Raw genomic sequence first — 24,745 nt, 5'->3', positions numbered from 1 at the left:
AATCAAAAAGGCGGGACTATGCAGTCACCGCCTTTTTGATTACACTGGGTCTTTCATATCCCATTTCACAGTCAGAACCACTTTATCGGCTCTCTTTTTCACTTGTTCATATGATTCGGCAATCTGATCATTCATCAATTGAATTTGTTCAGCGATAAAACCAGCCTCCAGCTGAAAGCATGGTTCTTTCTGATGTTTAAGCCGGTTGGAAATGATCGGCCCTTCAAGTTCAAATTCAAGCTCCTGTTTTTTAGCGCTTACGTTGGTGAGGGTTCCCCAGCCCGCTTCTTCAAAGAAGGCCGGAAATTCCTCCCATGATTCAAGAGGAAACTTACGGGCGAGATGTTTTCCTGCCCAATACATCATGGAAGAGTAATCTTGGCCAAGCATATCTGGGAGAACGATCTCTCGTATTAGTTCGTAGGCATAGGCGTTCATTTCAATTTCTTTTAGGTTGTCAATAGATGCTTCAAATTTAGACTTCATATCTGTCTCCCCTCTCTCCTGCGTATATTATAGCTCAAACAGGGGGGAGGATTACAGAATGATCCTGTAATTCTTATGAAAAATTAAGCAAGAAATATATATTGATAAAATAAAATTTTTCAATCAACTAATCAATTCGGAAAATTATAATTTATGTACGCGTTTTCTTGACGCCCTTTTGAGGGAGGAGTAAAATGAAATTGTCAATAAATCTTAATAAAGTGCTTACAATTGAAAGAAGTGGGGGAAGAGATTTAGCACATTTCGCACTTATCAAACAGGGGGTAAAGTAATGTCTGGGAACAGAGAGTTTTATTTTCGAAGATTGCATTCCTTGCTTGGCGTCATACCGGTCGGCATCTTTCTCATTCAGCATTTAGTCGTCAACCAGTTTGCCGCAAGGGGCGCTGAAGCATTCAATAGCGCTGCTCATTTTATGGATAGTCTGCCTTTCAGGTATGCCTTGGAAATTTTTATTATCTTCTTACCATTAATTTATCATGCAGTTTATGGTGTGTACATAGCGTTTACTGCGAAAAATAACGCAGGTCAATACAGCTACATGAGAAACTGGCTATTCGTCCTGCAGCGTGTAACCGGTATCATCACCCTCATTTTCGTCAGCTGGCACGTGTGGGAAACCCGCATTGCCGCGCAAATGGGTGCTGAGGTCAATTTCGACATGATGGCGAATATTTTGAGCTCTCCGGCTATGCTTGGTTTTTACATTGTCGGTGTTTTATCAACAATTTTCCACTTCTCGAACGGTTTATGGTCTTTCGCTGTTACATGGGGCATCACGGTAACGCCTCGTTCTCAAAGAATTTCGACATACGTTACGCTGATTATTTTTGTTGCACTGTCATACGTAGGCTTAAAAGCGATTTTCGCATTTGTTTAAGAGTACTAGATTACTAGAGGGAGAGGGGCTATCATGAGTCAATCAAGCATTATCGTAGTCGGCGGGGGTCTTGCCGGCCTCATGGCGACAATTAAAGCAGCGGAATCAGGAATGGCGGTTAAATTGTTTTCCATCGTTCCTGTCAAACGTTCTCATTCAGTTTGTGCGCAAGGCGGCATAAATGGAGCGGTCAATACAAAAGGGGAAGGTGACTCTCCGTGGGAACATTTTGATGACACGGTATACGGGGGAGACTTTCTTGCCAACCAGCCGCCAGTCAAGGCGATGTGTGAAGCGGCGCCTTCGATCATCCACTTATTAGACCGGATGGGCGTCATGTTTAACCGGACGCCTGAAGGCCTGCTTGATTTCCGCCGATTCGGGGGTACACAGCACCACAGAACTGCTTATGCTGGTGCGACGACGGGACAGCAGCTGCTTTACGCACTGGACGAGCAAGTGCGCAGATACGAAGTTGCGGGTCTGGTCACAAAATACGAAGGCTGGGAATTCCTTGGCGCTGTTTTAGATGATGACAGAACCTGCCGTGGAATTGTTGCACAAAACCTGACAAACATGCAAATTGAATCCTTCCGTTCAGACGCTGTCATTATGGCGACGGGCGGACCGGGAATCATCTTTGGAAAATCAACGAACTCCATGATTAATACAGGATCTGCTGCATCAATCGTTTATCAGCAGGGAGCGTATTATGCAAACGGAGAATTCATTCAAATCCACCCGACAGCCATACCGGGCGATGACAAACTAAGACTGATGAGTGAATCAGCGCGTGGTGAAGGCGGTCGCGTGTGGACATATAAAGACGGCAAACCGTGGTATTTCCTGGAGGAAAAATATCCGGCATACGGAAACCTGGTGCCGCGTGATATTGCGACACGCGAAATATTTGATGTGTGTGTGAACCAGAAGCTCGGCATTAACGGTGAAAACATGGTCTATCTCGATCTGTCTCATAAAGATCCGAAAGAGCTTGACATTAAGCTTGGCGGCATCATTGAGATTTATGAGAAATTCATGGGAGACGACCCGCGTAAGCTTCCAATGAAAATCTTCCCTGCGGTCCATTATTCTATGGGCGGTTTATGGGTGGATTACGATCAAATGACAAACATCCCTGGACTGTTTGCGGCTGGGGAATGTGATTATTCTATGCACGGCGGCAACCGCTTGGGAGCGAACTCCTTGCTGTCTGCGATTTACGGAGGCATGGTGGCCGGACCGAATGCGGTGAAATATGTAAACGGCTTAGAATCTTCAGCGGAAGACATGTCTTCATCATTATTCGACGCTCACGTTAAGAAAGAAGAAGAAAAATGGGCTGATATTATGAGTATGGACGGAACCGAAAATGCCTATGTTCTTCACAAAGAGCTCGGTGAGTGGATGACGGCGAACGTAACAGTTGTCCGCCATAATGACAAGCTTTTGAAAACGGATGACAAAATTCAGGAGTTAATGGAGCGCTTCAAAAAGATCAACATCAATGACACGACAAAATGGAGCAACCAGGGAGCGATGTTCACACGCCAGTTCTCGAACATGCTTCAGCTTGCGAGGGTGATTACCCTTGGCGCATACAACCGTAATGAAAGCCGGGGCGCCCATTATAAACCGGATTATCCTGAACGTAATGATGACGAATGGCTCAAAACAACAATGGCTAAACATGTAAGCCCGTATGAAGCGCCGGAATTTGAGTATCAGGATGTCGATGTATCACTGATAACGCCTCGGAAACGGGATTACTCGAAGAAGAAGGTGGCGAAATAATCATGAGTGAACAAAAAACCATACGATTTATTATCACACGTCAAGATACAGCCGACAGCACGCCTTACGATGAAGAATTTGAGATTCCATACCGCCCGAATCTGAACGTCATTTCCGCTCTGATGGAAATCCGCCGGAATCCGGTTAATGTCAAAGGTGAGAAGACAACCCCTGTCACATGGGATATGAACTGTCTTGAGGAAGTATGCGGCGCATGTTCAATGGTCATAAACGGAAAACCCCGCCAGTCTTGCACGGCGCTTATCGACCAGCTTGAACAGCCGATCCGTTTAAAACCAATGAAAACATTCCCAGTCGTTCGTGATTTGCAGGTTGATCGCAGCAGAATGTTTGATTCATTGAAAAAAGTTAAAGCGTGGATACCGATTGACGGTACGTACGATTTAGGACCGGGGCCGAGAATGCCGGAAAAACGCCGTCAATGGGCATATGAATTATCAAAATGCATGACATGCGGCGTCTGCCTCGAAGCTTGCCCGAATGTGAACAGCAAATCGAAGTTCATGGGGCCTGCACCGATGTCGCAAGTCCGCCTGTTTAACGCGCATCCGACAGGCGCTATGAATAAATCTGAACGATTAGAAGCATTAATGGATGAAGGCGGCCTTCAAGATTGCGGTAACTCGCAAAACTGTGTTCAATCCTGTCCGAAGGGGATTCCGCTTACCACTTCGATTGCAGCCTTGAATAGAGATACAAACTTACAAGCGTTCCGCAATTTCTTCGGAAGCGACAGAGTATAAGAAGAAAAAACCTCTTCCGCATGGGAGAGGTTTTTTTAAACAATAAGGAGATGAAAAAAGATGAAGCTTCCCGCTTATATTGATATGCCGTTTCAAGAATGGAAAACATCCTTTTCTTTTTTCAATGAGGTATCCGTAAGATTTTCCGAGACAGACATGTTTGGGCATATGAATAATGTAACCCCTTTTATATATTTTGAGGAGGCGCGGATTTCTTATTTTAAACAGCTGAATATGATGAGTGAAAACAAACAGACCATGACAGTCGTGGCAAGCCAGCAATGCGATTATTTGCGCCAAGTCATGCCTTATGAAGAGTTGCGCATCTATGTGAAAACAAGCGCAGTCGGCAGTTCATCTCTTACCTTGCACTATCTCGGAGAGAACCTCGAAGGCGAACCCTGCTTCACCGGGGCAGTCGTGATGGTTCAAGTCTCAAAGGAAAGCGGCAAGGCTGTCAGCTGGACAGATGAGGAGAAAGAAACGCTCCTTCATACACGATAAACTAATTATCTTGTAAACGTCACCTCCTGCGCCCTTCTTACATATGATATCTCGACTATATCAAAACCCATTCGTTTCTGATTCGCTCTCACCTTAGCAAGGAGGGTTACAATACTTGAAGGAGAAAGAATTTCAATCGAAGCCGCTGCTAACGAAAAGAGAAAGAGAAGTGTTCGAATTGCTCGTTCAAGATAAGACAACAAAGGAGATTGCAAGCGAGCTATTTATCAGTGAGAAAACCGTTCGAAACCATATTTCAAATGCCATGCAGAAATTGGGTGTGAAAGGGCGTTCGCAAGCCGTTGTTGAGCTTCTTAGAATGGGTGAGCTAGAGCTTTAATCCTTGCCGGTATTCCTTCTTTTGGAAGGAGCCGGTTATTGCTGTTTGTTTGGAACATTCGAAACCATATTTGGAATGCTGTGCAAAACGTAGGCAAGTCATAAATTAAATTTTATTTCTTGATGTTGTTTGACTAAAGTCCTCTATTTCTCTCCTGCGAGTCTTGCATTTTCTTCAAAAAAGAAGGAAAATAGACACGGAACGCTTTTGTGCGTAAGAGATCCTTGAGTGAGGGATGGACAAATGACATCAAAACCTTTGGAGCATGTTGCGGATATTGAAAAGTCACTCCGCCACATTGCCGCGATCATTAAGCAAAAAGGACGAGAAATCCTTAACCAATATGCGATTACGCCGCCGCAATTTGTCGGCTTGCAATGGCTTTATGAATTAGGAGATATGACAATCGGTGAATTATCGGGCAAAATGTATCTGGCATGCAGCACGACAACAGACCTAATCGACCGCATGCAAAAAAATGAGCTTGTTGAGCGGGTCAAGGACCCGGCGGACAGACGTGTTGTCCGGATACATCTGCTGCCTGAAGGAGAACGGATTATCCAAGAGGTCATTACAAAAAGACAGGAATATCTGCGTGATATGTTCGAATCGTTTACAGATGAAGAAATAGCCATCTTCGAAAAATCTTTGATGAAACTGCAGCATGAAATGAAGAGAAAATGAGGCGATTTTGTTGGAACAACCAATAGGAGTCATTGATTCCGGGGTTGGCGGTTTAACCGTTGCGAAGGAAATCATGAGACAGCTACCTAAAGAAAATATTATCTACGTTGGGGATACGAAACGGTGTCCTTATGGGCCGCGCCCTGAAGAAGAGGTGCTTCAATATACGTGGGAGCTGACGAATTATTTACTCGAAAACCACCACATCAAAATGCTGGTGATCGCCTGTAATACAGCAACAGCGATCGCATTGGATGACATCCAGCGAAGCGTCGGTATACCGGTGGTCGGAGTGATTCAGCCTGGTGCGAGAGCAGCGATAAAAGTGACGGATAATCAGCATATCGGTGTCATCGGCACAGAGAATACGATTAAGAGCAATGCGTACGAAGAGGCGCTTTTGGCATTAAATCCTGATCTGAAGGTTGAAAACCTTGCCTGCCCGCTGCTTGTGCCTTTTGTGGAAAGCGGGAAGTTTCTCGATAAAACAGCAGACGAGATTGTCAAAACCTCGCTGTATCCGTTAAAAGATACATCGATTGATTCGCTGATTTTAGGCTGCACCCACTATCCCATTTTGAAAGAAGCCATTCAAAGATATATGGGAGAACACGTTAACATTATTTCGTCCGGCGATGAAACAGCCCGGGAAGTCAGCACGATTCTCTCGTATAAAGGGTTGCTGAACCAGTCTGCGAATGCCCCGGATCATCAGTTCTTGACAACAGGAGCGCGTGATCAGTTTGCGAAAATCGCAGACGATTGGTTTGGGCATGAGGTAGGTCATGTGGAATGCATCTCCCTGCAAGAACCGATTAGAAGATAGTTTTCCCCGCAACGGTATGTTGCGGGTTTTTTTCTGTTTTGCCGGAATTCTTCGGTCTATTTCCTAAAGAGGCTCGTATACATAATAGTACAAACATCCTTAGGAGGGAAAAGTATGCTGAAAAAAGGACCTGCAGTCATTGGTGCCACTTGTCTCACCTCTGCCTTGCTTTTATCCGGATGCGGTTTGTTTCAATCTGATAAGGCAGCCGAGGAAATTGATCCGCCTCAAGACGTTACATTCGTGAACGATGAAGCGGGTGCCAATTCAAATACAACAGCAGCCAAAAAAACAGAAAGTGAAAAAAGCGATACCGCAAAAGCGGATCAAGCCTCATCTACTGTTATGAGGGAGCTTTATCTCATTGATAAAAACGGATATGTTGTTGCGCAAACGCTGCCTCTCCCTAAAAGTGAGAGTACGGCTAAGCAGGCGCTTGAATACCTCGTACAGGGCGGGCCTGTGTCTGAAATTCTTCCGAATGGCTTCAGAGCTGTATTGCCGGCTGACACCACCGTTAACGTTGACATCAAAAAAGATGGAACCGCGATAGCTGATTTCTCTAATGAGTTCAAAAATTATAAGAAAGAAGACGAACAGAAAATCGTTCAATCTGTGACGTGGACGCTGACGCAATTTAGTTCGATAGATAAAGTGAAGCTGAGAATAAACGGGCATGAACTGAAGGAGATGCCTGTAGGAGGGACGCCGATCTCAGATGATTTAAGCCGCAAAGACGGCATTAATTTGGAAACAGCCGGTGTAAATGATCTCACTGCTACCCATCCGCTGACAGTCTACTATTTGGCGGAAAATGAAGACAGTGAATACTACGTGCCGGTGACCAAACGAATCGACAATTCGGAAAAAGACGACATCACAGCAGCCATTAATGAATTGGCTAAAGGCCCAAGCAAGGTGAGCGGGCTGTTAACAGACTTCAGTGAAGATGTAAAGCTGGTCAGCAAACCGAAAATCAAAGACGGGCGCGTGACGTTGGATTTCAATCAATCTATATTCGGCAGCGCCGATGAGAAGACGAAAATGATTTCTTCAGAAGTGCTGAACAGCATTGTGCTCACGTTAACGGAGCAGCCGGATATAAAAGGCGTGTCTGTTAAAGTGAACGGAAAATCAGAGCTGGTAAATGAAAAAGGCGAAAAGCTCACAGAACCGGTCTCCAGACCATCTCAAGTGAATACGGGTAGTTTTTAAATTGGGATTTTTGATATACTAGAAAGAAAGAGGTTAGCGTTCCGGCTGCCTCTTTCTTTATTCAATTCCGGGACAAAAATGGTTTATGTACATACAATCGGAGGTAAAACATGAGACATGACGGAAGACAACACGATGAGCTGCGTCCAATCACATTCGATTTGGATTTTATCAGCCATCCGGAAGGTTCTGTTCTAATAACAGCAGGGAATACAAAGGTAATCTGCAACGCGTCTGTTGAGGACCGCGTACCGCCGTTTTTGCGGGGCGGAGGGAAAGGCTGGATTACAGCAGAGTACAGCATGCTGCCGCGGGCAACAAACCAAAGAACAATCAGAGAATCTTCTAAGGGGAAAATTTCCGGCAGAACAATGGAGATCCAACGCCTGATCGGCCGCGCGCTTCGAGCTGTTGTAGATCTGGAAAAGCTCGGTGAACGGACGATTTGGATTGACTGTGATGTCATTCAAGCTGATGGAGGAACTAGAACAGCTTCCATTACAGGCGCATTTCTTGCTATGGCGATTGCGATTGGCAAGCTGATCAAAGCAGGAACAATCAAGACAAATCCGATCACTGATTTTCTTGCTGCGATCTCTGTTGGAATTGATAAGGAACAGGGAATTTTGTTAGATTTAAATTATGAAGAAGATTCCTCCGCTGAAGTTGACATGAATGTCATCATGACAGGCAGCGGCCGTTTTGTGGAACTGCAGGGAACCGGGGAAGAGGCGACTTTTTCAAGAGAGGATCTGAACGGTCTTCTGGGTCTTGCAGAAAAAGGAATTCAAGAGCTGATTGACAAGCAAAAAGAAGTGCTGGGTGATTCTCTGCCAGAACTGAAATAAAGACAGAAAGGCTTGATCATCATGAAAGAAGCAATTATTGCAACACATAATCCGGGAAAAGTGAAGGAATTCAAAGAAATTCTTGAGCCAAGAGGCTATGATGTCAAATCTTTAGCTGAAATTGGATTCACAGAAGAAATTGAAGAAACAGGCCATACATTTGAAGAAAATGCCATTCTGAAAGCGGAAGCTGTTGCCAAAGCAGTGAACAAAATGGTGATTGCGGACGACTCCGGTCTATCCATCGATAATCTTGGCGGCAGACCCGGGGTTTATTCAGCCCGCTATGCAGGGGAACAGAAAGACGACCAGGCAAATATCGAAAAAGTGCTCAGCGAGCTGAAAGGTATCGAAAAAGAACAGCGCACCGCCCGTTTCCGCTGCGCACTGGCCGTGAGTATTCCCGGAGAGGGAACAAAAACAGTCGAAGGCCATGTTGAAGGGTATATTGCTGAAGAACCGAGAGGAGAATATGGCTTTGGCTATGACCCAATTTTTATCGTGAAAGATAAAGATAAGACAATGGCTGAACTGACAAGTGATGAAAAAAATAAAATCAGCCATAGGGCTGACGCGCTTAAAAAGCTGTCTAAGCTTTTGGAGGCATAAGGAGGAAGCTTGTACATGAACGTGCTGATTATCAGTGACAGCCATGGGCTTGAAGAAGAACTCCAAACCATTGCGAAACGGCATGAGGCAGAAGTTGATCTCATGATTCATTGCGGGGACTCTGAGCTTGAAACGAGGCATCCTGCATTGGAGCCTTATGCGGTTGTAAAAGGCAATTGCGATTTTGCCGGCGATTTTAAGGACGAGCTTCTTCTGACTGCCGGCTCAAGAAAAATACTGGTCACACACGGCCACCTTCACGGTATAAAACAGACCTTGTTAAACGTATACTATCGTGCAGAGGAGCTCGGAGCGGATGTTATCTGCTTCGGGCATTCGCACATCGCGGGCAGCGAAGTGCTGCGCGGAAAACTGATGATTAACCCAGGCAGCATCCGGCTTCCGAGGGTGCGCAGGACAGAAAGCTATGCTATACTGACATTAGAAAATGATGCTGCGTCAGTCCGTTTTTACGACCAAGCAGGCAATGAAATTGAGGATCTGCAAAATCGAGTCACACTATGAAAATGTCATGAGGAAGAAAATTTTCTTCCTCATGAAAAAAATTCTAAAAAACCGTTGACTTATTATTGCATCCCATATATAATAAATCTTGTCGCTGATAGTTAAAGCGAAAAACAAAAAACAAAACGTGTCCCAGTAGCTCAGCTGGATAGAGCAACGGCCTTCTAAGCCGTCGGTCGGGAGTTCGAATCTCTCCTGGGACGTACCAAAAGAAAAACCTCAAATCCATTTAGGATTTGAGGTTTTTTGTTGTCGTCTTATGATTTTTATTTGTTATTTAACGTATCATCATCCAAGCCGTCAACTTTTCCTTCTTTATTCAGACGAGGTTCTTCTTTTTTCACAGTTTCAGAAATATGTTCATTTTCTTCAACAGTGCGTTTGCCGACAACCACTTCATCAGTGACAACCGGTTTTTTAGTCACTTCAAGCTTTTCCTCAACGATTGGAACTCTGATCTCTTCCGAATCGTTGACGGGAGCAGCGTCCGTTTTATTTTCATCCACTGGACGGCGTTCGACATAAATTTCATCGTGTCTCACCGGGATGTCCATATCTCTTTTTTCTGTTTTCACTTCTTTTCCTATTTCTACTTCGCCGGTTTGAACGTCTTCCTTATCGACTTTCAGCTGTTCTTCCCGGAGCGGCATCGTTTTTTCTTCTTTCGTTGTATAATCCAATTCATTTGTGCTTGAAAAGCCGCCTGAAAGGGCATTGCCGTTATCAATAGGAGCAATTACATCTGCATCTGTATCAACGGCTACCAGAAGTTTTCCGTCATCCAAATCTTCTTGATACTTGTCTATTTCATCAGTTTTAATATCCAAGTCGGATAATGCTTTGCTGTGTGTAGCAGTATCATCCATTGTGAAATAATCTTTCAGTTTATCGAAAAAAGATTCAGATTCGTCCTGATGTGCATCGATGGCTTGATTGACTTCTGTTCCTGTACGTGACTCCAAATAATCTGTATCTCGCCGGCTTGTCACAACAGAAATGTCATCAGAATCATAGCCTTTTGTGAGTAAGCCTTCAATCGCTGCGATGGTTTCCTGCGGGGTATCGTATACACCAACTATGCTTTTCATATCAATCTCCTCCTTTATGAATTTGCATGATATCGTTCATGTCGTTTGTAATTCCCGCTGTTCTTTGAATTAAACAAAATTGAAAACATTGGCGTGTATCATAAAGGTGAAAAATGTGTGAATATAAAAAAAGATAGATAAGACAGACCTTCCTCTGTACTTATCTATCCTTATAAAGCCGTCTCACAATTCCTTCGTCATAAACACACTGTTTGGATCTTCAACATAGTCTGCAAACGGTTCACAGTACTGAAAACCGAAGCTTTCATACAACTTTCTTGCCGGCTCAAATGAAGCCATTGAACCCGTTTCTAAGCTTAACCGCTCATAGCCTCGCTTTCCAGCTTCTTCAATGATATGCTGGAGAACTTGTTTGGCAACGCCTTTTCTTAAATGTGATGCAGATGTTCGCATTGATTTGATTTCTCCGTGCCGGCTGTCCAGTTCTTTTAGTGCTCCGCAACCGGCTAGTTCATCACCCTCCCATGCACTCCAAAATGTTATTCCAGGGCCTCTTAGTTTCTCTAAACCTAAGGCATGAATGCTTTCTGGTGGGGACATAAGCGTCATGCTATGTAAATGCTCATTTACAAGTGAGACCACCTGACGTTCAGTTAAATCGTCTATTTTTATATGCAATTTTATACCTCCTCAAACATTCATCTTAATCATATTTCCTCCTGAACCCAACTATAAAGGCAGAAAATCTGTCAGTTTTGAAGAAATGTATGAGTTGCAAAAGATGCTTGAAAGCAAAAAAAGAGGCCGAAATCGTGTTCGGCCCTTGCAGTTTTCTTTAATATCTAAAGCCTCCATGCACACCGGCTGTTCCGCTAAAACCGCCGACATGTGTCGCCGGAATACTGAACCCGCCGCTATGGCCGCTGAAGCCAGTGCCTGAAAATTGCTGCCCGAAAAAATCTGAAGTGTATGGATAAGAGGAGTACATAGCAGAGGGAGTGGTTAACGGGCTATATGCCTGGCTGAACGGCTGTCCGTATCCGTAGCCTCCAAATGGCTGATGGCTTTGCTGGTAAAAGGAAGGGACAGCAGGATAATGATGCTGCGGAAAGCTCTGGAAGCTTGGAAAGCCTGCAGGGAATCCTTGCATGTCTGCTAATGATTTATTCATCGTATCACCTTTTCTTTGCAAGATACCATTAATGTATGCCGGGGAATAATAGGGGTGCCTATCCGAAATTGAAATGGATTGCAGATGATCTGTCAGACTCAATCCATATACGAACCATAGCGTGTTATAAAATCTTACATGTTTATATAAAATTAAATAATTCTGGTGTATTCTTGATAGATTAATAAAAAAATTATAAAAACTTTTAACATTTGCAATTCCTTTTGTACCAATAATGAAAGCGTATACAATATAGATTGATTAATCAAAATTGTCTAATAATTTTAAAAAATGCTGTTGACACTGCGTCCAAAGCGGCGTAATATGAGTTCAACAAAAGATAAACGCAAGCTTCACAAGCGAAAATCATCGCAGTATGATTCTAAAAAAATGAAAAACAAACGACCTTCTTGAACAGCTGGAAAGCCGTTCCGAAGGCTGAATATGAAAAGCGCAGATGAGGATAAGTAGCCTTGAAAAAGCTTTCCACAGAGAACCGGGTTAGCTGAGAACCGGCGAAGCTTTACAAGGTGAACTCGCCTCAGAGTGCCAGTCTGAAATGACAGTAGGACTTGGCCGGGTGAACTTGATTCACTCGTTACTAAAGCGGATAGAAATATCCATGAGACGGCCAACTAAGGCCGTAAACAAGGGTGGTACCGCGGAAAGAAAAGCCTTTTCGCCCCTTTTAGCTATCGCAGTTACTGCGCGGCTGATTGTGGGCGGAAGGGCTTTTTTTATTGAATAATCAGCTATCTAGCTAATGAAAAGATGATCTTTAAAGGATGAAAATCCAAAAGGAGGAACTAAAATGGGGACTAATGTACAGGTGGATTCAGCATCTGCCAAATGTACACAGACGATGAGCGGAGCATTAATGCTGATTGAATCATTAAAAAAAGAGAAAGTAGAAATGATCTTCGGTTATCCGGGCGGGGCTGTGCTTCCGATTTACGATAAGCTATACAATTCAGGGTTGGTACATATCCTTCCCCGTCACGAACAAGGAGCAATTCATGCAGCGGAGGGATACGCAAGAGTCTCCGGAAAACCGGGTGTCGTCATTGCCACGTCAGGGCCGGGAGCGACAAACCTTGTTACAGGCCTTGCTGATGCCATGATTGATTCATTGCCGTTAGTTGTCTTTACAGGGCAGGTAGCAACCTCTGTAATCGGGAGCGATGCATTTCAGGAAGCAGACATTTTAGGGATTACGATGCCAGTAACAAAACACAGCTACCAGGTTCGCCAGCCGGAAGATCTGCCGCGCATCATTAAAGAAGCGTTCCATATTGCAACAACTGGAAGACCCGGACCTGTATTGATTGATATTCCGAAAGATGTAGCAACAATTGAAGGAGAATTCAGCTACGATCATGAGATGAATCTCCCGGGATACCAGCCGACAACAGAGCCGAATTATTTGCAGATCCGCAAGCTTGTGGAAGCCGTGAGCAGTGCGAAAAAACCGGTGATCCTGGCGGGTGCGGGCGTACTGCACGGAAAAGCGTCAGAAGAATTAAAAAATTATGCTGAACAGCAGCAAATCCCTGTGGCACACACCCTTTTGGGACTCGGAGGCTTCCCGGCTGACCATCCGCTTTTCCTAGGGATGGCGGGGATGCACGGTACTTATACAGCCAATATGGCCCTTCATGAATGTGATCTATTAATCAGTATCGGCGCCCGTTTTGATGACCGTGTCACAGGAAACCTGAAACACTTTGCCAGAAACGCAAAGATTGCTCACATCGATATTGATCCAGCTGAAATCGGAAAAATCATGAAAACACAGATTCCTGTAGTCGGAGACAGCAAAATTGTCCTGCAGGAGCTGATCAAACAAGACGGCAAACAAAGCGATTCAAGCGAATGGAAAAAACAGCTCGCCGAATGGAAAGAAGAGTATCCGCTCTGGTATGTAGATAATGAAGAAGAAGGTTTTAAACCTCAGAAATTGATTGAATATATTCATCAATTTACAAAAGGAGAGGCCATTGTCGCAACAGATGTAGGCCAGCATCAAATGTGGTCAGCGCAATTTTATCCGTTCCAAAAAGCAGATAAATGGGTCACGTCAGGCGGACTTGGAACGATGGGATTCGGTCTTCCGGCGGCGATCGGCGCACAGCTGGCCGAAAAAGATGCTACTGTTGTCGCGGTTGTCGGAGACGGCGGATTCCAAATGACGCTTCAAGAACTCGATGTTATTCGCGAATTAAATCTTCCGGTCAAGGTAGTGATTTTAAATAACGCTTGTCTCGGAATGGTCAGACAGTGGCAGGAAATTTTCTATGAAGAACGTTATTCAGAATCTAAATTCGCTTCTCAGCCTGACTTCGTTAAATTGTCCGAAGCATACGGCATTAAAGGCATCAGAATTTCATCAGAAGCGGAAGCAAAGGAAAAGCTGGAAGAGGCATTAACATCAAGGGAACCTGTTGTCATTGACGTGCGGGTTGCCAGCGAAGAAAAAGTATTCCCGATGGTGGCTCCGGGGAAAGGGCTGCATGAAATGGTGGGGGTGAAACCTTGAAAAGAATTATCACATTGACTGTGGTGAACCGCTCCGGGGTGTTAAACCGGATCACCGGTCTATTCACAAAAAGGCATTACAACATTGAAAGCATTACAGTTGGACACACAGAAACAGCCGGCGTTTCCAGAATCACCTTCGTCGTTCATGTTGAAGGAGAAAATGATGTTGAACAGTTAACGAAACAGCTCAACAAACAGATTGATGTGCTGAAAGTCACAGACATCACAAATCAATCGATTGTCCAGAGGGAGCTGGCCTTAATCAAGGTTGTCTCCGCGCCTTCAACGAGAACAGAGATTAATGGAATCATAGAACCGTTTAGAGCCTCTGTCGTTGATGTCAGCAGAGACAGCATCGTTGTTCAGGTGACGGGTGAATCTAACAAAATTGAAGCGCTTATTGAGTTATTAAAACCTTATGGCATTAAAGAAATCGCGAGAACAGGTACAACGGCTTTTGCGAGGGGAACCCAGCAAAAGGCGTCATCCAATAAAACAATATCTATTGTATAAAACATAACAAGGGAGAGATTAAAATGGTAAAAGTATATTATAACGGTGATATCAAAGAGAACGTATTGGCTGGAAAAACAGTAGCGGTTATCGGGTACGGTTCGCAAGGCCACGCACATGCCCTGAACCTTAAAGAAAGCGGAGTAGACGTGATCGTCGGTGTTAGACAAGGAAAATCTTTCACTCAAGCCCAAGAAGACGGACATAAAGTATTTTCAGTAAAAGAAGCGGCAGCCCAAGCCGAAATCATCATGGTTCTGCTTCCGGATGAGCAGCAGCAAAAAGTTTACGAAGCTGAAATCAAAGATGAATTGACAGCAGGAAAATCATTAGTATTTGCTCATGGATTTAACGTTCATTTCCATCAAATTGTTCCTCCGGCGGATGTAGATGTATTCTTAGTGGCGCCTAAAGGACCGGGACACTTGGTAAGAAGAACATATGAGCAAGGAGCTGGCGTACCTGCATTGTTCGCAATCTATCAAGATGTGACTGGAGAAGCAAGAGACAAAGCCCTCGCATATGCAAAAGGAATCGGCGGCGCAAGAGCGGGCGTATTAGAAACGACATTTAAAGAAGAAACAGAAACAGATTTGTTCGGTGAGCAAGCAGTTCTTTGCGGCGGATTAAGCGCGCTTGTCAAAGCCGGATTTGAAACATTAACTGAAGCAGGTTATCAGCCTGAACTTGCATACTTCGAGTGCCTTCATGAGCTGAAATTAATCGTAGACCTTATGTACGAAGAAGGACTTGCAGGAATGAGATATTCAATCTCTGACACAGCACAGTGGGGAGATTTCGTATCAGGTCCTCGCGTTGTGGACGCTAAAGTAAAAGAATCTATGAAAGAAGTATTAAAAGATATCCAAAACGGTACATTCGCAAAAGAGTGGATCGTCGAAAACCAAGTAAACCGTCCTCGTTTCAACGCTATCAATGCAAGCGAGAACGAACATCAAATCGAAGTAGTGGGAAGAAAGCTTCGTGAAATGATGCCGTTTGTGAAACAAGGCAAGAAGAAGGAAGCGGTGGTCTCCGTTGCGCAAAATTAATTTTTTCGATACGACGCTTCGTGATGGTGAACAGTCCCCTGGAGTGAACTTGAATACACAGGAGAAACTTGCCATAGCTAAGCAGCTCGAAAGACTCGGGGCAGATATCATTGAAGCGGGATTTCCCGCTTCGTCCCGAGGTGACTTTTTAGCTGTTCAGGAAATCGCAAGAACCATTAAAAATTGTTCAGTAACTGGTCTGGCCCGTTGTGTAAAAGGTGATATTGATGCTGCTTGGGAAGCGTTAAAGGATGGCGCTCAACCAAGAATTCATGTATTTATCGCCACATCGGACATTCATTTGAAGCACAAGCTGAAAATGACACGTGAGCAAGTCATTGAAAGAGCGGTTGAAATGGTGAAATACGCAAAAGAACGTTTTCCGATTGTGCAATGGTCAGCTGAAGATGCCTGCCGCACTGAACTGCCGTTTCTAGCAGAAATCGTCGAAAAAGTGATTGACGCAGGCGCCAGTGTTATCAATCTTCCGGACACTGTCGGCTACCTGGCTCCGGCGGAATACGGAAATATCTTTAGATATATGAAGGAAAACGTTCCGAACATTCACAAAGCAAAGCTTTCAGCCCACTGTCATGATGATTTAGGAATGGCAGTCGCAAACTCTCTTGCTGCGATTGAAAATGGCGCTGATCAAATCGAATGCGCTGTGAACGGGATCGGTGAAAGAGCCGGAAACGCGGCATTAGAGGAAATTGCCGTAGCCCTCCATACCAGAAAAGATTTCTACCAAGTCGAAACAGGTATTACTCTGAACGAGATTAAGAGAACAAGTGATTTAGTAAGCAAACTGACAGGCATGGCTGTCCCGCGCAACAAAGCGGTTGTTGGAGATAATGCATTTGCTCATGAATCAGGCATCCATCAGGACGGCTTTTTAAAAGAAAAATCGACTTATGAAATTATTTCACCGGAGCTTGTCGGTGTAACCGCAGATGCGCTTGTCCTAGGTAAACATTCCGGACGCCACGCATTTAAAGACCGGCTGACTGCTTTAGGATTCCAATTTGACAGTGAAGAGATTAATAAATTCTTTACGATGTTCAAAGAGTTGACTGAGAAGAAAAAAGAAATCACTGATGAGGATCTTGTTTCTCTTATTTTAGAAGAAAAAGTAACAGATCGCAAGATTGGGTATGAATTTCTTTCTCTTCAAGTACATTACGGAACAAGTCAGGTCCCTACGGCTACTCTTTCGTTGAAAAATCAAGAAAACGCAGAGCTTATTCAGGAAGCTGCAACTGGAGCTGGAAGCGTGGAAGCAATCTACAATACGCTTGAGCGCTGCATCGATAAGGACGTAGAGCTCTTAGACTACCGCATTCAGTCTAACAGAAAAGGCGAAGATGCATTTGCCCAGGTGTATGTAAGAGTTTTGGTGAACGGAAAAGAATCAGCAGGGCGGGGCATAGCGCAAGACGTATTAGAAGCATCAGCGAAAGCTTATTTGAACGCAGTAAACCGTCAATTGGTTTTCCAGTCGAATATGAGTGGGTTGAAAAACCACACAGCTGTCGGATCATAAAAGAAAGGAGAACGGTTAACTTGAAGAAACGTATTGCTCTATTGCCCGGAGACGGGATCGGCCCTGAAGTATTAGAATCAGCGACAGACGTACTGAAAAGTGTTGCCGAACGCTTTAACCATGAATTTGAATTTGAATATGGCCTGATTGGAGGGGCGGCTATTGATGAACATCATAACCCCCTCCCGGAGGAAACCGTTGCTGCTTGTAAAAATGCAGACGCGATATTGCTTGGCGCTGTCGGCGGACCGAAATGGGATCAAAATCCTTCGGAACTGAGACCGGAAAAAGGGCTGCTCAGCATCAGAAAACAGCTTGATTTGTTTGCGAATTTGCGGCCTGTGAAGGTATTTGAAAGCCTTTCTGACGCTTCGCCTTTGAAAAAAGAATATATAGATAATGTTGATTTCGTTATCGTTCGTGAGCTCACAGGCGGCTTGTATTTCGGCCAGCCGAGCAAACGCTATGTAAACACTGAAGGTGAGCAGGAAGCAGTAGATACACTGTTTTATAAGCGAACGGAAATTGAACGAGTGATCAGAGAGGGCTTCAAAATGGCGGCAGCCAGAAAAGGCAAAGTGACCTCTGTAGATAAAGCGAATGTTCTTGAATCAAGCCGGCTGTGGCGTGAAGTGGCTGAGGACGTTGCACAAGAGTTTCCTGATGTGAAGCTTGAGCACATGCTTGTGGATAACGCGGCCATGCAGCTAATTTATGCACCGAATCAATTTGATGTCGTGGTGACTGAAAATATGTTCGGTGATATTTTAAGCGATGAAGCGTCCATGCTTACAGGCTCGCTCGGAATGCTCCCGTCAGCCAGCCTATCAAGCTCTGGCCTTCATCTGTTTGAACCTGTTCATGGCTCCGCGCCTGATATTGCCGGTAAAGGGATGGCAAATCCGTTCGCAGCCATATTGTCAGCGGCAATGCTTTTGAGAACATCTTTCGGGCTTGAAGAGGAAGCGAAAGCTGTAGAAGATGCGGTAAACAAAGTCTTGGCTTCCGGAAAAAGAACAAAAGATTTGGCACGGGGTGAAGAGTTCAGCAGCACTCAGGCCATTACAGAGGAAGTTAAGGCAGCAATCATGAGTGAAAATACAATTTCTAATGTGTGACAGCTTACGTTAAGCGGTCTTAGCTCTAGGTAGAGGGAGGAAATAAAAGATGATGCCTCGAACAATCATCGAAAAGATTTGGGATCAGCATATTGTAAAACATGGTGAGGGAAAGCCGGATCTTCTCTATATTGATTTGCACCTCATTCATGAGGTGACGTCTCCTCAGGCATTTGAAGGCTTGAGACAAAAGGGAAGAAAGGTCAGAAGACCCCAAAACACATTTGCGACAATGGACCACAACATCCCGACTGTCAATCGTTTTGAGATAAAGGATGAAGTTGCGAAACGCCAGGTAACGGCGCTTGAAAGAAACTGTGAGGAATTTGGCGTGCGCCTTGCCGATCTTCACAGTGTGGATCAAGGGATTGTCCATGTCGTCGGACCTGAACTAGGCTTAACGCTTCCAGGGAAAACGATTGTGTGCGGGGACAGTCATACATCAACACATGGCGCTTTCGGCGCTCTTGCATTTGGAATCGGGACGAGTGAGGTTGAACATGTCCTTTCCACACAGACACTTTGGCAGCAGCGTCCAAAAACACTTGAAGTGCGCGTAGATGGAACGCTTCAAAAAGGGGTAACGGCAAAGGATGTCATCCTTGCTGTCATCGGCAAATACGGTGTGAAATTCGGCACAGGCTACGTCATTGAATACACTGGGGAAGTATTCAGAAATATGACGATGGATGAACGAATGACCGTTTGTAACATGTCAATTGAAGCAGGAGCAAGAGCAGGTTTGATTGCACCTGACGAGGTGACGTTTGAATATTGCAAAAATCGCAAGTACACGCCAAAAGGCGAAGAATTTGACAAGGCCGTAGAGGAATGGAAGGCGCTGCGCACAGACCCGGGCGCTGTTTACGATAAATCTATTGTCCTTGACGGCAACAAAATTTCCCCTATGGTGACATGGGGCATTAACCCGGGAATGGTTCTTCCTGTCGATTCTGAAGTTCCTGCGCCGGAAAGCTTTTCTGCAGAAGATGACAAAAAAGAAGCGATTCGCGCTTATGAATATATGGGACTTACTCCTCATCAAAAAATTGAAGACATTAAAGTGGAGCACGTATTTATCGGTTCCTGCACAAATTCCCGCATGACTGACCTTCGACAGGCTGCTGACATGATCAAAGGGAAGAAGGTAGCTGACAGTGTAAGGGCCATCGTCGTGCCCGGATCCCAAAGCGTGAAGCTTCAGGCTGAAAAAGAAGGGCTTGACCAAATTTTCTTGGAAGCTGGATTTGAATGGAGAGAGTCAGGCTGCAGCATGTGTTTGAGTATGAATAATGATGTTGTTCCTGAGGGAGAGCGCTGTGCATCAACCTCTAACCGCAACTTTGAGGGCAGACAAGGAAAAGGTGCAAGAACACATCTCGTCAGCCCGGCAATGGCTGCGATGGCTGCCATTCACGGACACTTCGTTGATGTCAGAAAGTTTTATCAGGAAAAAACAGTTGTGTAAGGAGTGCGCGAGATGGAACCTTTGAAATCACATACGGGGAAAGCGGCCGTATTAAATCGGATCAATGTGGATACAGACCAGATTATTCCTAAGCAATTTTTGAAGAGGATTGAAAGAACAGGCTACGGGCGTTTTGCATTCTTTGACTGGAGATATGATGCGAATGGTGAACCGAACCCTGAATTTGAATTAAACCAGCCTGTTTATCAAGGAGCTTCCATTTTAATAGCAGGAGAAAACTTCGGCTGCGGGTCATCGCGTGAACACGCTCCGTGGGCACTTGATGATTATGGGTTTAAAATTATCATTGCGCCGTCATTTGCTGATATTTTTCATCAGAACTGCTTTAAAAACGGCATGCTTCCGATCCGCATGCCATATGACAATTGGAAACAGCTTGTCGGCCAGTATGAAAACAAGTCATTGCAAATGACTGTTGACCTTGAAAATCAGCTGATTCATGACAGTGAAGGCAATCAAATTTCATTTGAAGTTGACCCGCATTGGAAAGAGATGCTGATCAACGGATATGATGAAATTTCATTAACGCTGCTGCTGGAAGATGAAATAAAGCATTTTGAATCACAAAGAAGCTCTTGGCTTCAAGCCTGAAAAAGCAGCCGGTATTTGTCCGGCGGCTTTTTTTGCCTGGTGAAACCTTTCATTTCTTGTGTTTGTTCACAGGTGTTGATACACTTGAACAAAATAAATGCCTGAAAGGAATATAGGTATGACGCATGACAAGAAGAACGCAAAAATTATTCCTTTTCCTCATCTGAAAGACCGCCTTGTGGAAAAAGGGATGTCATCACTAAAGGAAAAAAAGTATCAAGAAGCGCTTGAACTGTTTTCAGAAGCGATGAAATATGATGATACTGAATCCGATCTTCACTTAGGGATGGCCATCTGCTTTTTAGAGCTGGGCGAGCTGGAAGAGGCAAAAAGCGTGTGCGAGAAGATGCTCAAAGAAGGTTATGGCCATTATTTTACGGTTTTGCAGGTGTACATGACCATCTTAATTCAGCTCAAACAATACGAAGAAGTCAAAAGCACCATTGAAGCCGTTTTGGAAGAAAATCAGCTGCCGGCAGAAAGCGCCGAGCAATTTTATAAGCTGCTGGATTTCAGCCGGAAAATGACTGATCCGGATCGTGAGGATGAGGCTTGGGCTGAAGAATATGAGGATACAATTGACACCGAGAAAGTGCTGGCAAGCCCTGAGGAGCAAATGAATCTCATTCATTCCTTAAAAGACCGTAACGTAGCAAAGTATACAGGATTGCTCAAAACAATCCTCCAAGATCCCTCAGCCCATCCGATTATCAAAACGATGATTGTCATGCTGTTGGCTGAGCATGAGTACAGTAAGCCTGTGCACATTAGCAAATTTGGCGAGTCGTTGACTATTGAACCTTCTGAGATTGTCTCGCCTGATGCCGCCCCGATCCTGCACCGTGTTCTCAGGGTGCTGGATGAGACACTTGGAAATGAAAATCCAACCTTATATGCGGCAGTAGAAGAATTGTGGAGAAGACATTTATACGTTTTATATCCGTTCCAGCCGAAATTGCTGTCGGCTGACCTTTGGGCGGCTGCCCTGCATAAAGTCGGTTACGAGATGCACGGGATTGAAATTGAAAGCGAAGAACTTCATATGATGTATGAATTTACAGACAGAGAACTCGATGAAGCTTGCACAATGTTAAAAGATATTGAAGAAATTTCTTATTTGTAAATCGCGCCATATAGTTGAAAGCGCTATGTGTTATGTTATAATATAGTGGTTGTATTTGTGTATAACGGGTTATAAGAAATACGGTTGGACAGGCTTTGCAGTTCATTATTAACATCTATACATAATGATTCTGATCTTTGGCAGCTTTGTTTTTGTTGGACGAAGCCGTATGATTGCTTTAGAATGGAAGACCGACACAACCTGAATAGATTTTTGGAGGGAAACACATGTCTGTAAAATGGGAAAAACAAGAAGGCAACGAAGGCGTTTTAACGGTTGAAGTTGATGCTGAAACGTTTAAAACAGCACTTGATGATGCATTTAAAAAAGTAGTAAAACAAGTTTCAATTCCTGGATTCCGTAAAGGTAAAATTCCTCGCGGATTATTCGAACAGCGCTTTGGCGTAGAAGCTCTTTACCAAGATGCTTTGGATATTCTTCTTCCTGTAGAATACCCTAAAGCGGTTGAAGAAGCTGGAATCGAGCCTGTAGACCGTCCTGAAATCGATGTTGAAAAAATCGAAAAAGGCGAAAGCTTAATCTTCACTGCGAAAGTAACAGTAAAACCTGAAGTGAAGCTTGGCGAATACAAAGGCCTGGGCATTGAAAAAGACGACACAACTGTAACTGACGAAGATGTTCAAAACGAACTAAAAGCCCTTCAAGAGCGTCAAGCTGAGCTTGTTGTAAAAGAAGAAGGCGCCGTTGAAGAAGGAAACACAGTTGTTCTTGATTTCGAAGGATTCGTTGACGGCGAAGCTTTCGAAGGCGGAAAAGCTGAAAACTACTCTCTAGAAGTAGGTTCTGGTTCATTCATCCCTGGCTTCGAAGATCAATTAGTTGGCCTTGAAGCAGGTGCTGAGAAGGATGTTGAAGTGACATTCCCTGAGGAGTACCACGCTGAAGATCTTGCAGGCAAACCAGCTGTGTTCAAAGTGAAAATTCACGAAATCAAAGCGAAAGAGCTTCCTGAGCTTGACGATGAATTCGCAAAAGATATCGATGAAGAAGTGGAAACACTCGCTGAATTAACTGAAAAAACTAAGAAACGTTTAGAAGAAGCAAAAGAAAACGAAGCTGACGCTAAATTGCGTGAAGAGCTTGTTCTGAAAGCTTCTGAAAATGCTGAAATCGATGTTCCGCAAGCAATGGTCGACACTGAGCTTGACCGCATGCTGAAAGAATTCGAACAGCGTCTGCAAATGCAAGGCATGAACCTTGAGCTTTACACTCAATTCTCAGGCCAAGATGAAGCTGCGCTTAAAGAGCAAATGAAAGAAGATGCTGAAAAACGCGTAAAATCTAACCTGACTCTTGAGGCGATTGCGAAAGCGGAAAACCTTGAAGTATCAGATGAGGAAGTTGATGCTGAGCTTACTAAAATGGCTGAAGCATACAACATGCCTGTTGAAAATATTAAACAAGCCATCGGTTCTACTGACGCGATGAAAGAAGATTTAAAAGTTCGCAAAGCAATTGATTTTCTTGTAGAAAACCGTTAATATGGTGCATAATAATAGTACTAATAAAACAGGGCGCGAATCATTCGTGCCTTGTTTTGTACAATTATGAGTTATCTCTTTTTCTTGGGGCAATATAGTTAATGCAGGGCTGTTTTTTGTCATACATATAGAATGTGCAAGTCAGAAACACATTGTTACCGTCTTTTTGGAAAGTATGGTAAAATGCAATACATACTCGTTCGTTTCAAGAATCATTTTCTTTTGCTCTGCCGGTAAAAGAAAAAGTGAGACAAGATTAAGGGGTGAAAGAATGTTTAAATTTAACGAGGAAAAAGGACAATTAAAATGCTCGTTCTGTGGAAAAACACAAGATCAGGTTCGTAAGCTTGTAGCTGGACCTGGTGTATATATATGTGACGAATGTATCGAACTCTGCACTGAAATTGTAGAGGAAGAACTCGGAACAGAAGAAGAAGTAGAATTTAAAGACGTACCAAAGCCTCAGGAAATTCGCGAAATTTTGAATGAATATGTCATCGGCCAAGATCAAGCGAAGAAATCACTTGCTGTTGCTGTGTATAACCACTATAAGCGCATTAACTCTAACAGCAAAGTTGATGATGTTGAGCTTTCAAAAAGTAATATTTCATTAATCGGCCCTACGGGAAGCGGTAAAACCCTTCTGGCGCAAACATTAGCTCGCATTTTAAATGTGCCGTTTGCGATTGCAGACGCTACATCTTTGACTGAAGCTGGATACGTGGGTGAAGATGTAGAGAATATTCTCTTGAAGCTCATCCAAGCTGCTGATTATGATGTGGAAAAAGCCGAAAAAGGCATTATCTATATTGATGAAATCGATAAAGTGGCTAGAAAATCTGAAAACCCGTCTATCACACGTGACGTGTCAGGTGAGGGTGTACAGCAGGCATTGCTTAAAATTCTTGAGGGTACAGTGGCAAGCGTGCCGCCTCAAGGGGGACGTAAGCATCCTCATCAAGAATTCATTCAAATTGACACAACAAATATTTTGTTCATTTGCGGCGGAGCTTTCGATGGTATCGAACAAATCATCAAACGCCGTTTAGGCCAAAAAGTGATTGGATTCGGTGCCGACAATAAAGCTGCTGATCTTGAGAAAGAAGATCTTCTTTCAAAAGTGCTTCCAGAAGATTTGCTCCGTTTCGGGTTAATTCCTGAATTTATCGGACGTCTTCCGGTTATTGCAAGCCTTGAAAAGCTTGACGAAGAAGCATTGGTTGCGATCTTAACAAAACCGAAAAACGCTCTTGTTAAGCAATTCAAGAAAATGCTTGAGCTTGACAACGTTGAGCTTGAGTTTGAAGAAGAAGCGCTTTCTGAAATTGCTAAAAAAGCAATTGAACGCAAGACTGGAGCACGCGGACTCCGTTCTATCATTGAAGGCATCATGCTTGATGTGATGTTTGAGCTGCCTTCTCGTGATGACATTGAAAAATGTGTAATTACCGGGGCGACTGTGACACACGGAGAGCCTCCTCGCCTCTTATTAAAAGACGGCACTGAGGTAAGCCAAGATAAAACATCTGCATAAAGATAAGTACAAACCTCCTGAGTGGT

Annotated in this window: 25 protein-coding genes, 1 tRNA gene and 1 other annotated feature; of the genes, 22 read left to right on the top strand and 4 right to left on the bottom strand. The window is 44.0% G+C overall.

Annotated features, from left to right (window positions below; all coding sequences use genetic code 11):
* Nucleotides 1-39 precede the first annotated feature (39 nt).
* Nucleotides 40-486, bottom strand: a complete 447-nt coding sequence (locus KXZ66_RS14685) for a YslB family protein (protein ID WP_003222508.1) — start codon at nt 484-486, stop codon at nt 40-42.
* Between the two features lie 292 nt (nt 487-778).
* On the opposite strand from KXZ66_RS14685, the gene sdhC reads away from it, so the two are divergent.
* The 12 genes from sdhC to KXZ66_RS14625 all read left to right on the top strand — a co-directional run bounded on the left by sdhC (nt 779) and on the right by KXZ66_RS14625 (nt 9,699).
* Entirely contained in the window at nt 779-1,387 is a 609-nt protein-coding gene (gene sdhC, locus KXZ66_RS14680) for a succinate dehydrogenase cytochrome B558 (RefSeq protein ID WP_003222512.1), read from the top strand.
* 33 nt (nt 1,388-1,420) lie between these two features.
* Nucleotides 1,421-3,181 (top strand): succinate dehydrogenase flavoprotein subunit, encoded by a 1,761-nt coding sequence (gene sdhA / locus KXZ66_RS14675; RefSeq protein ID WP_003229567.1) that lies wholly within the window; start codon nt 1,421-1,423, stop codon nt 3,179-3,181.
* A 2-nt stretch (nt 3,182-3,183) separates the two neighbouring features.
* Nucleotides 3,184-3,945, top strand: coding sequence for a succinate dehydrogenase iron-sulfur subunit (gene sdhB, locus KXZ66_RS14670; protein WP_014477584.1), 762 nt, complete (start codon nt 3,184-3,186; stop codon nt 3,943-3,945).
* Between the two features lie 60 nt (nt 3,946-4,005).
* Complete coding sequence (locus tag KXZ66_RS14665; RefSeq protein WP_077671534.1) at nt 4,006-4,449, top strand: acyl-CoA thioesterase; 444 nt, start codon at nt 4,006-4,008, stop codon at nt 4,447-4,449.
* A 115-nt stretch (nt 4,450-4,564) separates the two neighbouring features.
* Complete coding sequence (gene gerE, locus KXZ66_RS14660; RefSeq protein ID WP_003184172.1) at nt 4,565-4,789, top strand: spore germination transcription factor GerE; 225 nt, start codon at nt 4,565-4,567, stop codon at nt 4,787-4,789.
* A 243-nt stretch (nt 4,790-5,032) separates the two neighbouring features.
* On the top strand, nt 5,033-5,473 hold the full coding sequence (locus tag KXZ66_RS14655) for a MarR family winged helix-turn-helix transcriptional regulator (protein WP_003229573.1): 441 nt from the start codon (nt 5,033-5,035) through the stop codon (nt 5,471-5,473).
* A gap of 7 nt (nt 5,474-5,480) precedes the next feature.
* On the top strand, nt 5,481-6,299 hold the full coding sequence (racE, locus tag KXZ66_RS14650; protein WP_015251521.1) for a glutamate racemase: 819 nt from the start codon (nt 5,481-5,483) through the stop codon (nt 6,297-6,299).
* A gap of 114 nt (nt 6,300-6,413) precedes the next feature.
* Nucleotides 6,414-7,514: a spore germination protein GerM gene (gerM, locus tag KXZ66_RS14645; RefSeq protein ID WP_021480263.1), complete on the top strand. Its 1,101-nt coding sequence runs from the start codon at nt 6,414-6,416 to the stop codon at nt 7,512-7,514.
* 110 nt (nt 7,515-7,624) lie between these two features.
* Nucleotides 7,625-8,362, top strand: coding sequence for a ribonuclease PH (rph, locus tag KXZ66_RS14640; RefSeq protein ID WP_003246039.1), 738 nt, complete (start codon nt 7,625-7,627; stop codon nt 8,360-8,362).
* A gap of 12 nt (nt 8,363-8,374) precedes the next feature.
* Entirely contained in the window at nt 8,375-8,971 is a 597-nt protein-coding gene (locus KXZ66_RS14635; RefSeq protein ID WP_077671535.1) for an XTP/dITP diphosphatase, read from the top strand.
* Between the two features lie 15 nt (nt 8,972-8,986).
* Nucleotides 8,987-9,496 (top strand): metallophosphoesterase, encoded by a 510-nt coding sequence (locus KXZ66_RS14630; RefSeq protein ID WP_017697219.1) that lies wholly within the window; start codon nt 8,987-8,989, stop codon nt 9,494-9,496.
* Between the two features lie 129 nt (nt 9,497-9,625).
* Nucleotides 9,626-9,699: transfer RNA gene (locus KXZ66_RS14625), tRNA-Arg, on the top strand.
* Nucleotides 9,700-9,762: 63 nt separating this feature from the next.
* On the opposite strand, the gene KXZ66_RS14620 is transcribed toward KXZ66_RS14625, so the two are convergent.
* The 3 genes from KXZ66_RS14620 to cotQ form a co-directional block, all read right to left on the bottom strand.
* Nucleotides 9,763-10,584 (bottom strand): YsnF/AvaK domain-containing protein, encoded by an 822-nt coding sequence (locus KXZ66_RS14620; RefSeq protein WP_021480260.1) that lies wholly within the window; start codon nt 10,582-10,584, stop codon nt 9,763-9,765.
* Between the two features lie 183 nt (nt 10,585-10,767).
* A complete protein-coding gene (locus tag KXZ66_RS14615) occupies nt 10,768-11,223 on the bottom strand; it encodes a GNAT family N-acetyltransferase (RefSeq protein ID WP_021480259.1) in 456 nt (151 codons plus the stop codon).
* A gap of 157 nt (nt 11,224-11,380) precedes the next feature.
* Entirely contained in the window at nt 11,381-11,716 is a 336-nt protein-coding gene (cotQ, locus tag KXZ66_RS14610; protein WP_151870123.1) for an inner spore coat protein CotQ, read from the bottom strand.
* 445 nt (nt 11,717-12,161) lie between these two features.
* Nucleotides 12,162-12,406 (top strand) — a binding site (T-box leader).
* 121 nt (nt 12,407-12,527) lie between these two features.
* On the opposite strand from cotQ, the gene ilvB reads away from it, so the two are divergent.
* From ilvB to clpX, 10 genes are all read left to right on the top strand, one after another.
* The gene (gene ilvB, locus KXZ66_RS14605) at nt 12,528-14,252 is read left to right on the top strand and encodes an acetolactate synthase large subunit (protein ID WP_015251528.1); all 1,725 of its coding nucleotides are present in this window, start codon (nt 12,528-12,530) and stop codon (nt 14,250-14,252) included.
* On the top strand, nt 14,249-14,767 hold the full coding sequence (gene ilvN, locus KXZ66_RS14600; RefSeq protein ID WP_004399096.1) for an acetolactate synthase small subunit: 519 nt from the start codon (nt 14,249-14,251) through the stop codon (nt 14,765-14,767). Before ilvB ends, ilvN begins: the two co-directional genes overlap by 4 nt.
* A gap of 23 nt (nt 14,768-14,790) precedes the next feature.
* The gene (gene ilvC, locus KXZ66_RS14595; RefSeq protein ID WP_003222549.1) at nt 14,791-15,819 is read left to right on the top strand and encodes a ketol-acid reductoisomerase; all 1,029 of its coding nucleotides are present in this window, start codon (nt 14,791-14,793) and stop codon (nt 15,817-15,819) included.
* A complete protein-coding gene (locus KXZ66_RS14590) occupies nt 15,806-17,362 on the top strand; it encodes a 2-isopropylmalate synthase (protein WP_038427818.1) in 1,557 nt (518 codons plus the stop codon). The genes ilvC and KXZ66_RS14590 overlap by 14 nt, the downstream gene beginning before the upstream one ends.
* 20 nt (nt 17,363-17,382) lie before the next feature.
* Complete coding sequence (gene leuB, locus KXZ66_RS14585) at nt 17,383-18,480, top strand: 3-isopropylmalate dehydrogenase (protein ID WP_014477570.1); 1,098 nt, start codon at nt 17,383-17,385, stop codon at nt 18,478-18,480.
* 49 nt (nt 18,481-18,529) lie between these two features.
* Entirely contained in the window at nt 18,530-19,948 is a 1,419-nt protein-coding gene (leuC, locus tag KXZ66_RS14580; protein ID WP_003229604.1) for a 3-isopropylmalate dehydratase large subunit, read from the top strand.
* Between the two features lie 12 nt (nt 19,949-19,960).
* Nucleotides 19,961-20,560: a 3-isopropylmalate dehydratase small subunit gene (leuD, locus tag KXZ66_RS14575; protein WP_021480251.1), complete on the top strand. Its 600-nt coding sequence runs from the start codon at nt 19,961-19,963 to the stop codon at nt 20,558-20,560.
* A gap of 118 nt (nt 20,561-20,678) precedes the next feature.
* Complete coding sequence (gene ddcA, locus KXZ66_RS14570; protein ID WP_101502156.1) at nt 20,679-21,683, top strand: DNA damage checkpoint antagonist DdcA; 1,005 nt, start codon at nt 20,679-20,681, stop codon at nt 21,681-21,683.
* 227 nt (nt 21,684-21,910) lie between these two features.
* The gene (gene tig, locus KXZ66_RS14565) at nt 21,911-23,185 is read left to right on the top strand and encodes a trigger factor (RefSeq protein WP_003229611.1); all 1,275 of its coding nucleotides are present in this window, start codon (nt 21,911-21,913) and stop codon (nt 23,183-23,185) included.
* A gap of 271 nt (nt 23,186-23,456) precedes the next feature.
* Entirely contained in the window at nt 23,457-24,719 is a 1,263-nt protein-coding gene (gene clpX, locus KXZ66_RS14560; protein ID WP_003229613.1) for an ATP-dependent protease ATP-binding subunit ClpX, read from the top strand.
* The last annotated feature ends 26 nt before the right edge of the window (nt 24,720-24,745 follow it).

This window comes from Bacillus sp. LJBS17, from assembly GCF_019334685.1.
In the GTDB taxonomy this organism is placed as follows: domain Bacteria; phylum Bacillota; class Bacilli; order Bacillales; family Bacillaceae; genus Bacillus; species Bacillus subtilis.
Note: the sequence above shows the minus strand (reverse complement) of the source record. Positions and strands in the feature narration are given on the sequence as shown.

Excerpts from the sequence above, each read along its gene's own strand:
- KXZ66_RS14685 (WP_003222508.1), bottom strand. The coding sequence starts at position 486 with ATGAAGTCTAAATTTGAAGCATCTATTGACAACCTAAAAGAAATTGAA.
- sdhC (WP_003222512.1), top strand. The coding sequence starts at position 779 with ATGTCTGGGAACAGAGAGTTTTATTTTCGAAGATTGCATTCCTTGCTT.
- sdhA (WP_003229567.1), top strand. The coding sequence starts at position 1,421 with ATGAGTCAATCAAGCATTATCGTAGTCGGCGGGGGTCTTGCCGGCCTC.
- sdhB (WP_014477584.1), top strand. The coding sequence starts at position 3,184 with ATGAGTGAACAAAAAACCATACGATTTATTATCACACGTCAAGATACA.
- KXZ66_RS14665 (WP_077671534.1), top strand. The coding sequence starts at position 4,006 with ATGAAGCTTCCCGCTTATATTGATATGCCGTTTCAAGAATGGAAAACA.
- KXZ66_RS14655 (WP_003229573.1), top strand. The coding sequence starts at position 5,033 with ATGACATCAAAACCTTTGGAGCATGTTGCGGATATTGAAAAGTCACTC.
- gerM (WP_021480263.1), top strand. The coding sequence starts at position 6,414 with ATGCTGAAAAAAGGACCTGCAGTCATTGGTGCCACTTGTCTCACCTCT.
- rph (WP_003246039.1), top strand. The coding sequence starts at position 7,625 with ATGAGACATGACGGAAGACAACACGATGAGCTGCGTCCAATCACATTC.
- KXZ66_RS14630 (WP_017697219.1), top strand. The coding sequence starts at position 8,987 with ATGAACGTGCTGATTATCAGTGACAGCCATGGGCTTGAAGAAGAACTC.
- KXZ66_RS14620 (WP_021480260.1), bottom strand. The coding sequence starts at position 10,584 with ATGAAAAGCATAGTTGGTGTATACGATACCCCGCAGGAAACCATCGCA.
- cotQ (WP_151870123.1), bottom strand. The coding sequence starts at position 11,716 with ATGAATAAATCATTAGCAGACATGCAAGGATTCCCTGCAGGCTTTCCA.
- ilvB (WP_015251528.1), top strand. The coding sequence starts at position 12,528 with ATGGGGACTAATGTACAGGTGGATTCAGCATCTGCCAAATGTACACAG.
- ilvC (WP_003222549.1), top strand. The coding sequence starts at position 14,791 with ATGGTAAAAGTATATTATAACGGTGATATCAAAGAGAACGTATTGGCT.
- leuC (WP_003229604.1), top strand. The coding sequence starts at position 18,530 with ATGATGCCTCGAACAATCATCGAAAAGATTTGGGATCAGCATATTGTA.
- leuD (WP_021480251.1), top strand. The coding sequence starts at position 19,961 with ATGGAACCTTTGAAATCACATACGGGGAAAGCGGCCGTATTAAATCGG.
- ddcA (WP_101502156.1), top strand. The coding sequence starts at position 20,679 with ATGACGCATGACAAGAAGAACGCAAAAATTATTCCTTTTCCTCATCTG.
- tig (WP_003229611.1), top strand. The coding sequence starts at position 21,911 with ATGTCTGTAAAATGGGAAAAACAAGAAGGCAACGAAGGCGTTTTAACG.
- clpX (WP_003229613.1), top strand. The coding sequence starts at position 23,457 with ATGTTTAAATTTAACGAGGAAAAAGGACAATTAAAATGCTCGTTCTGT.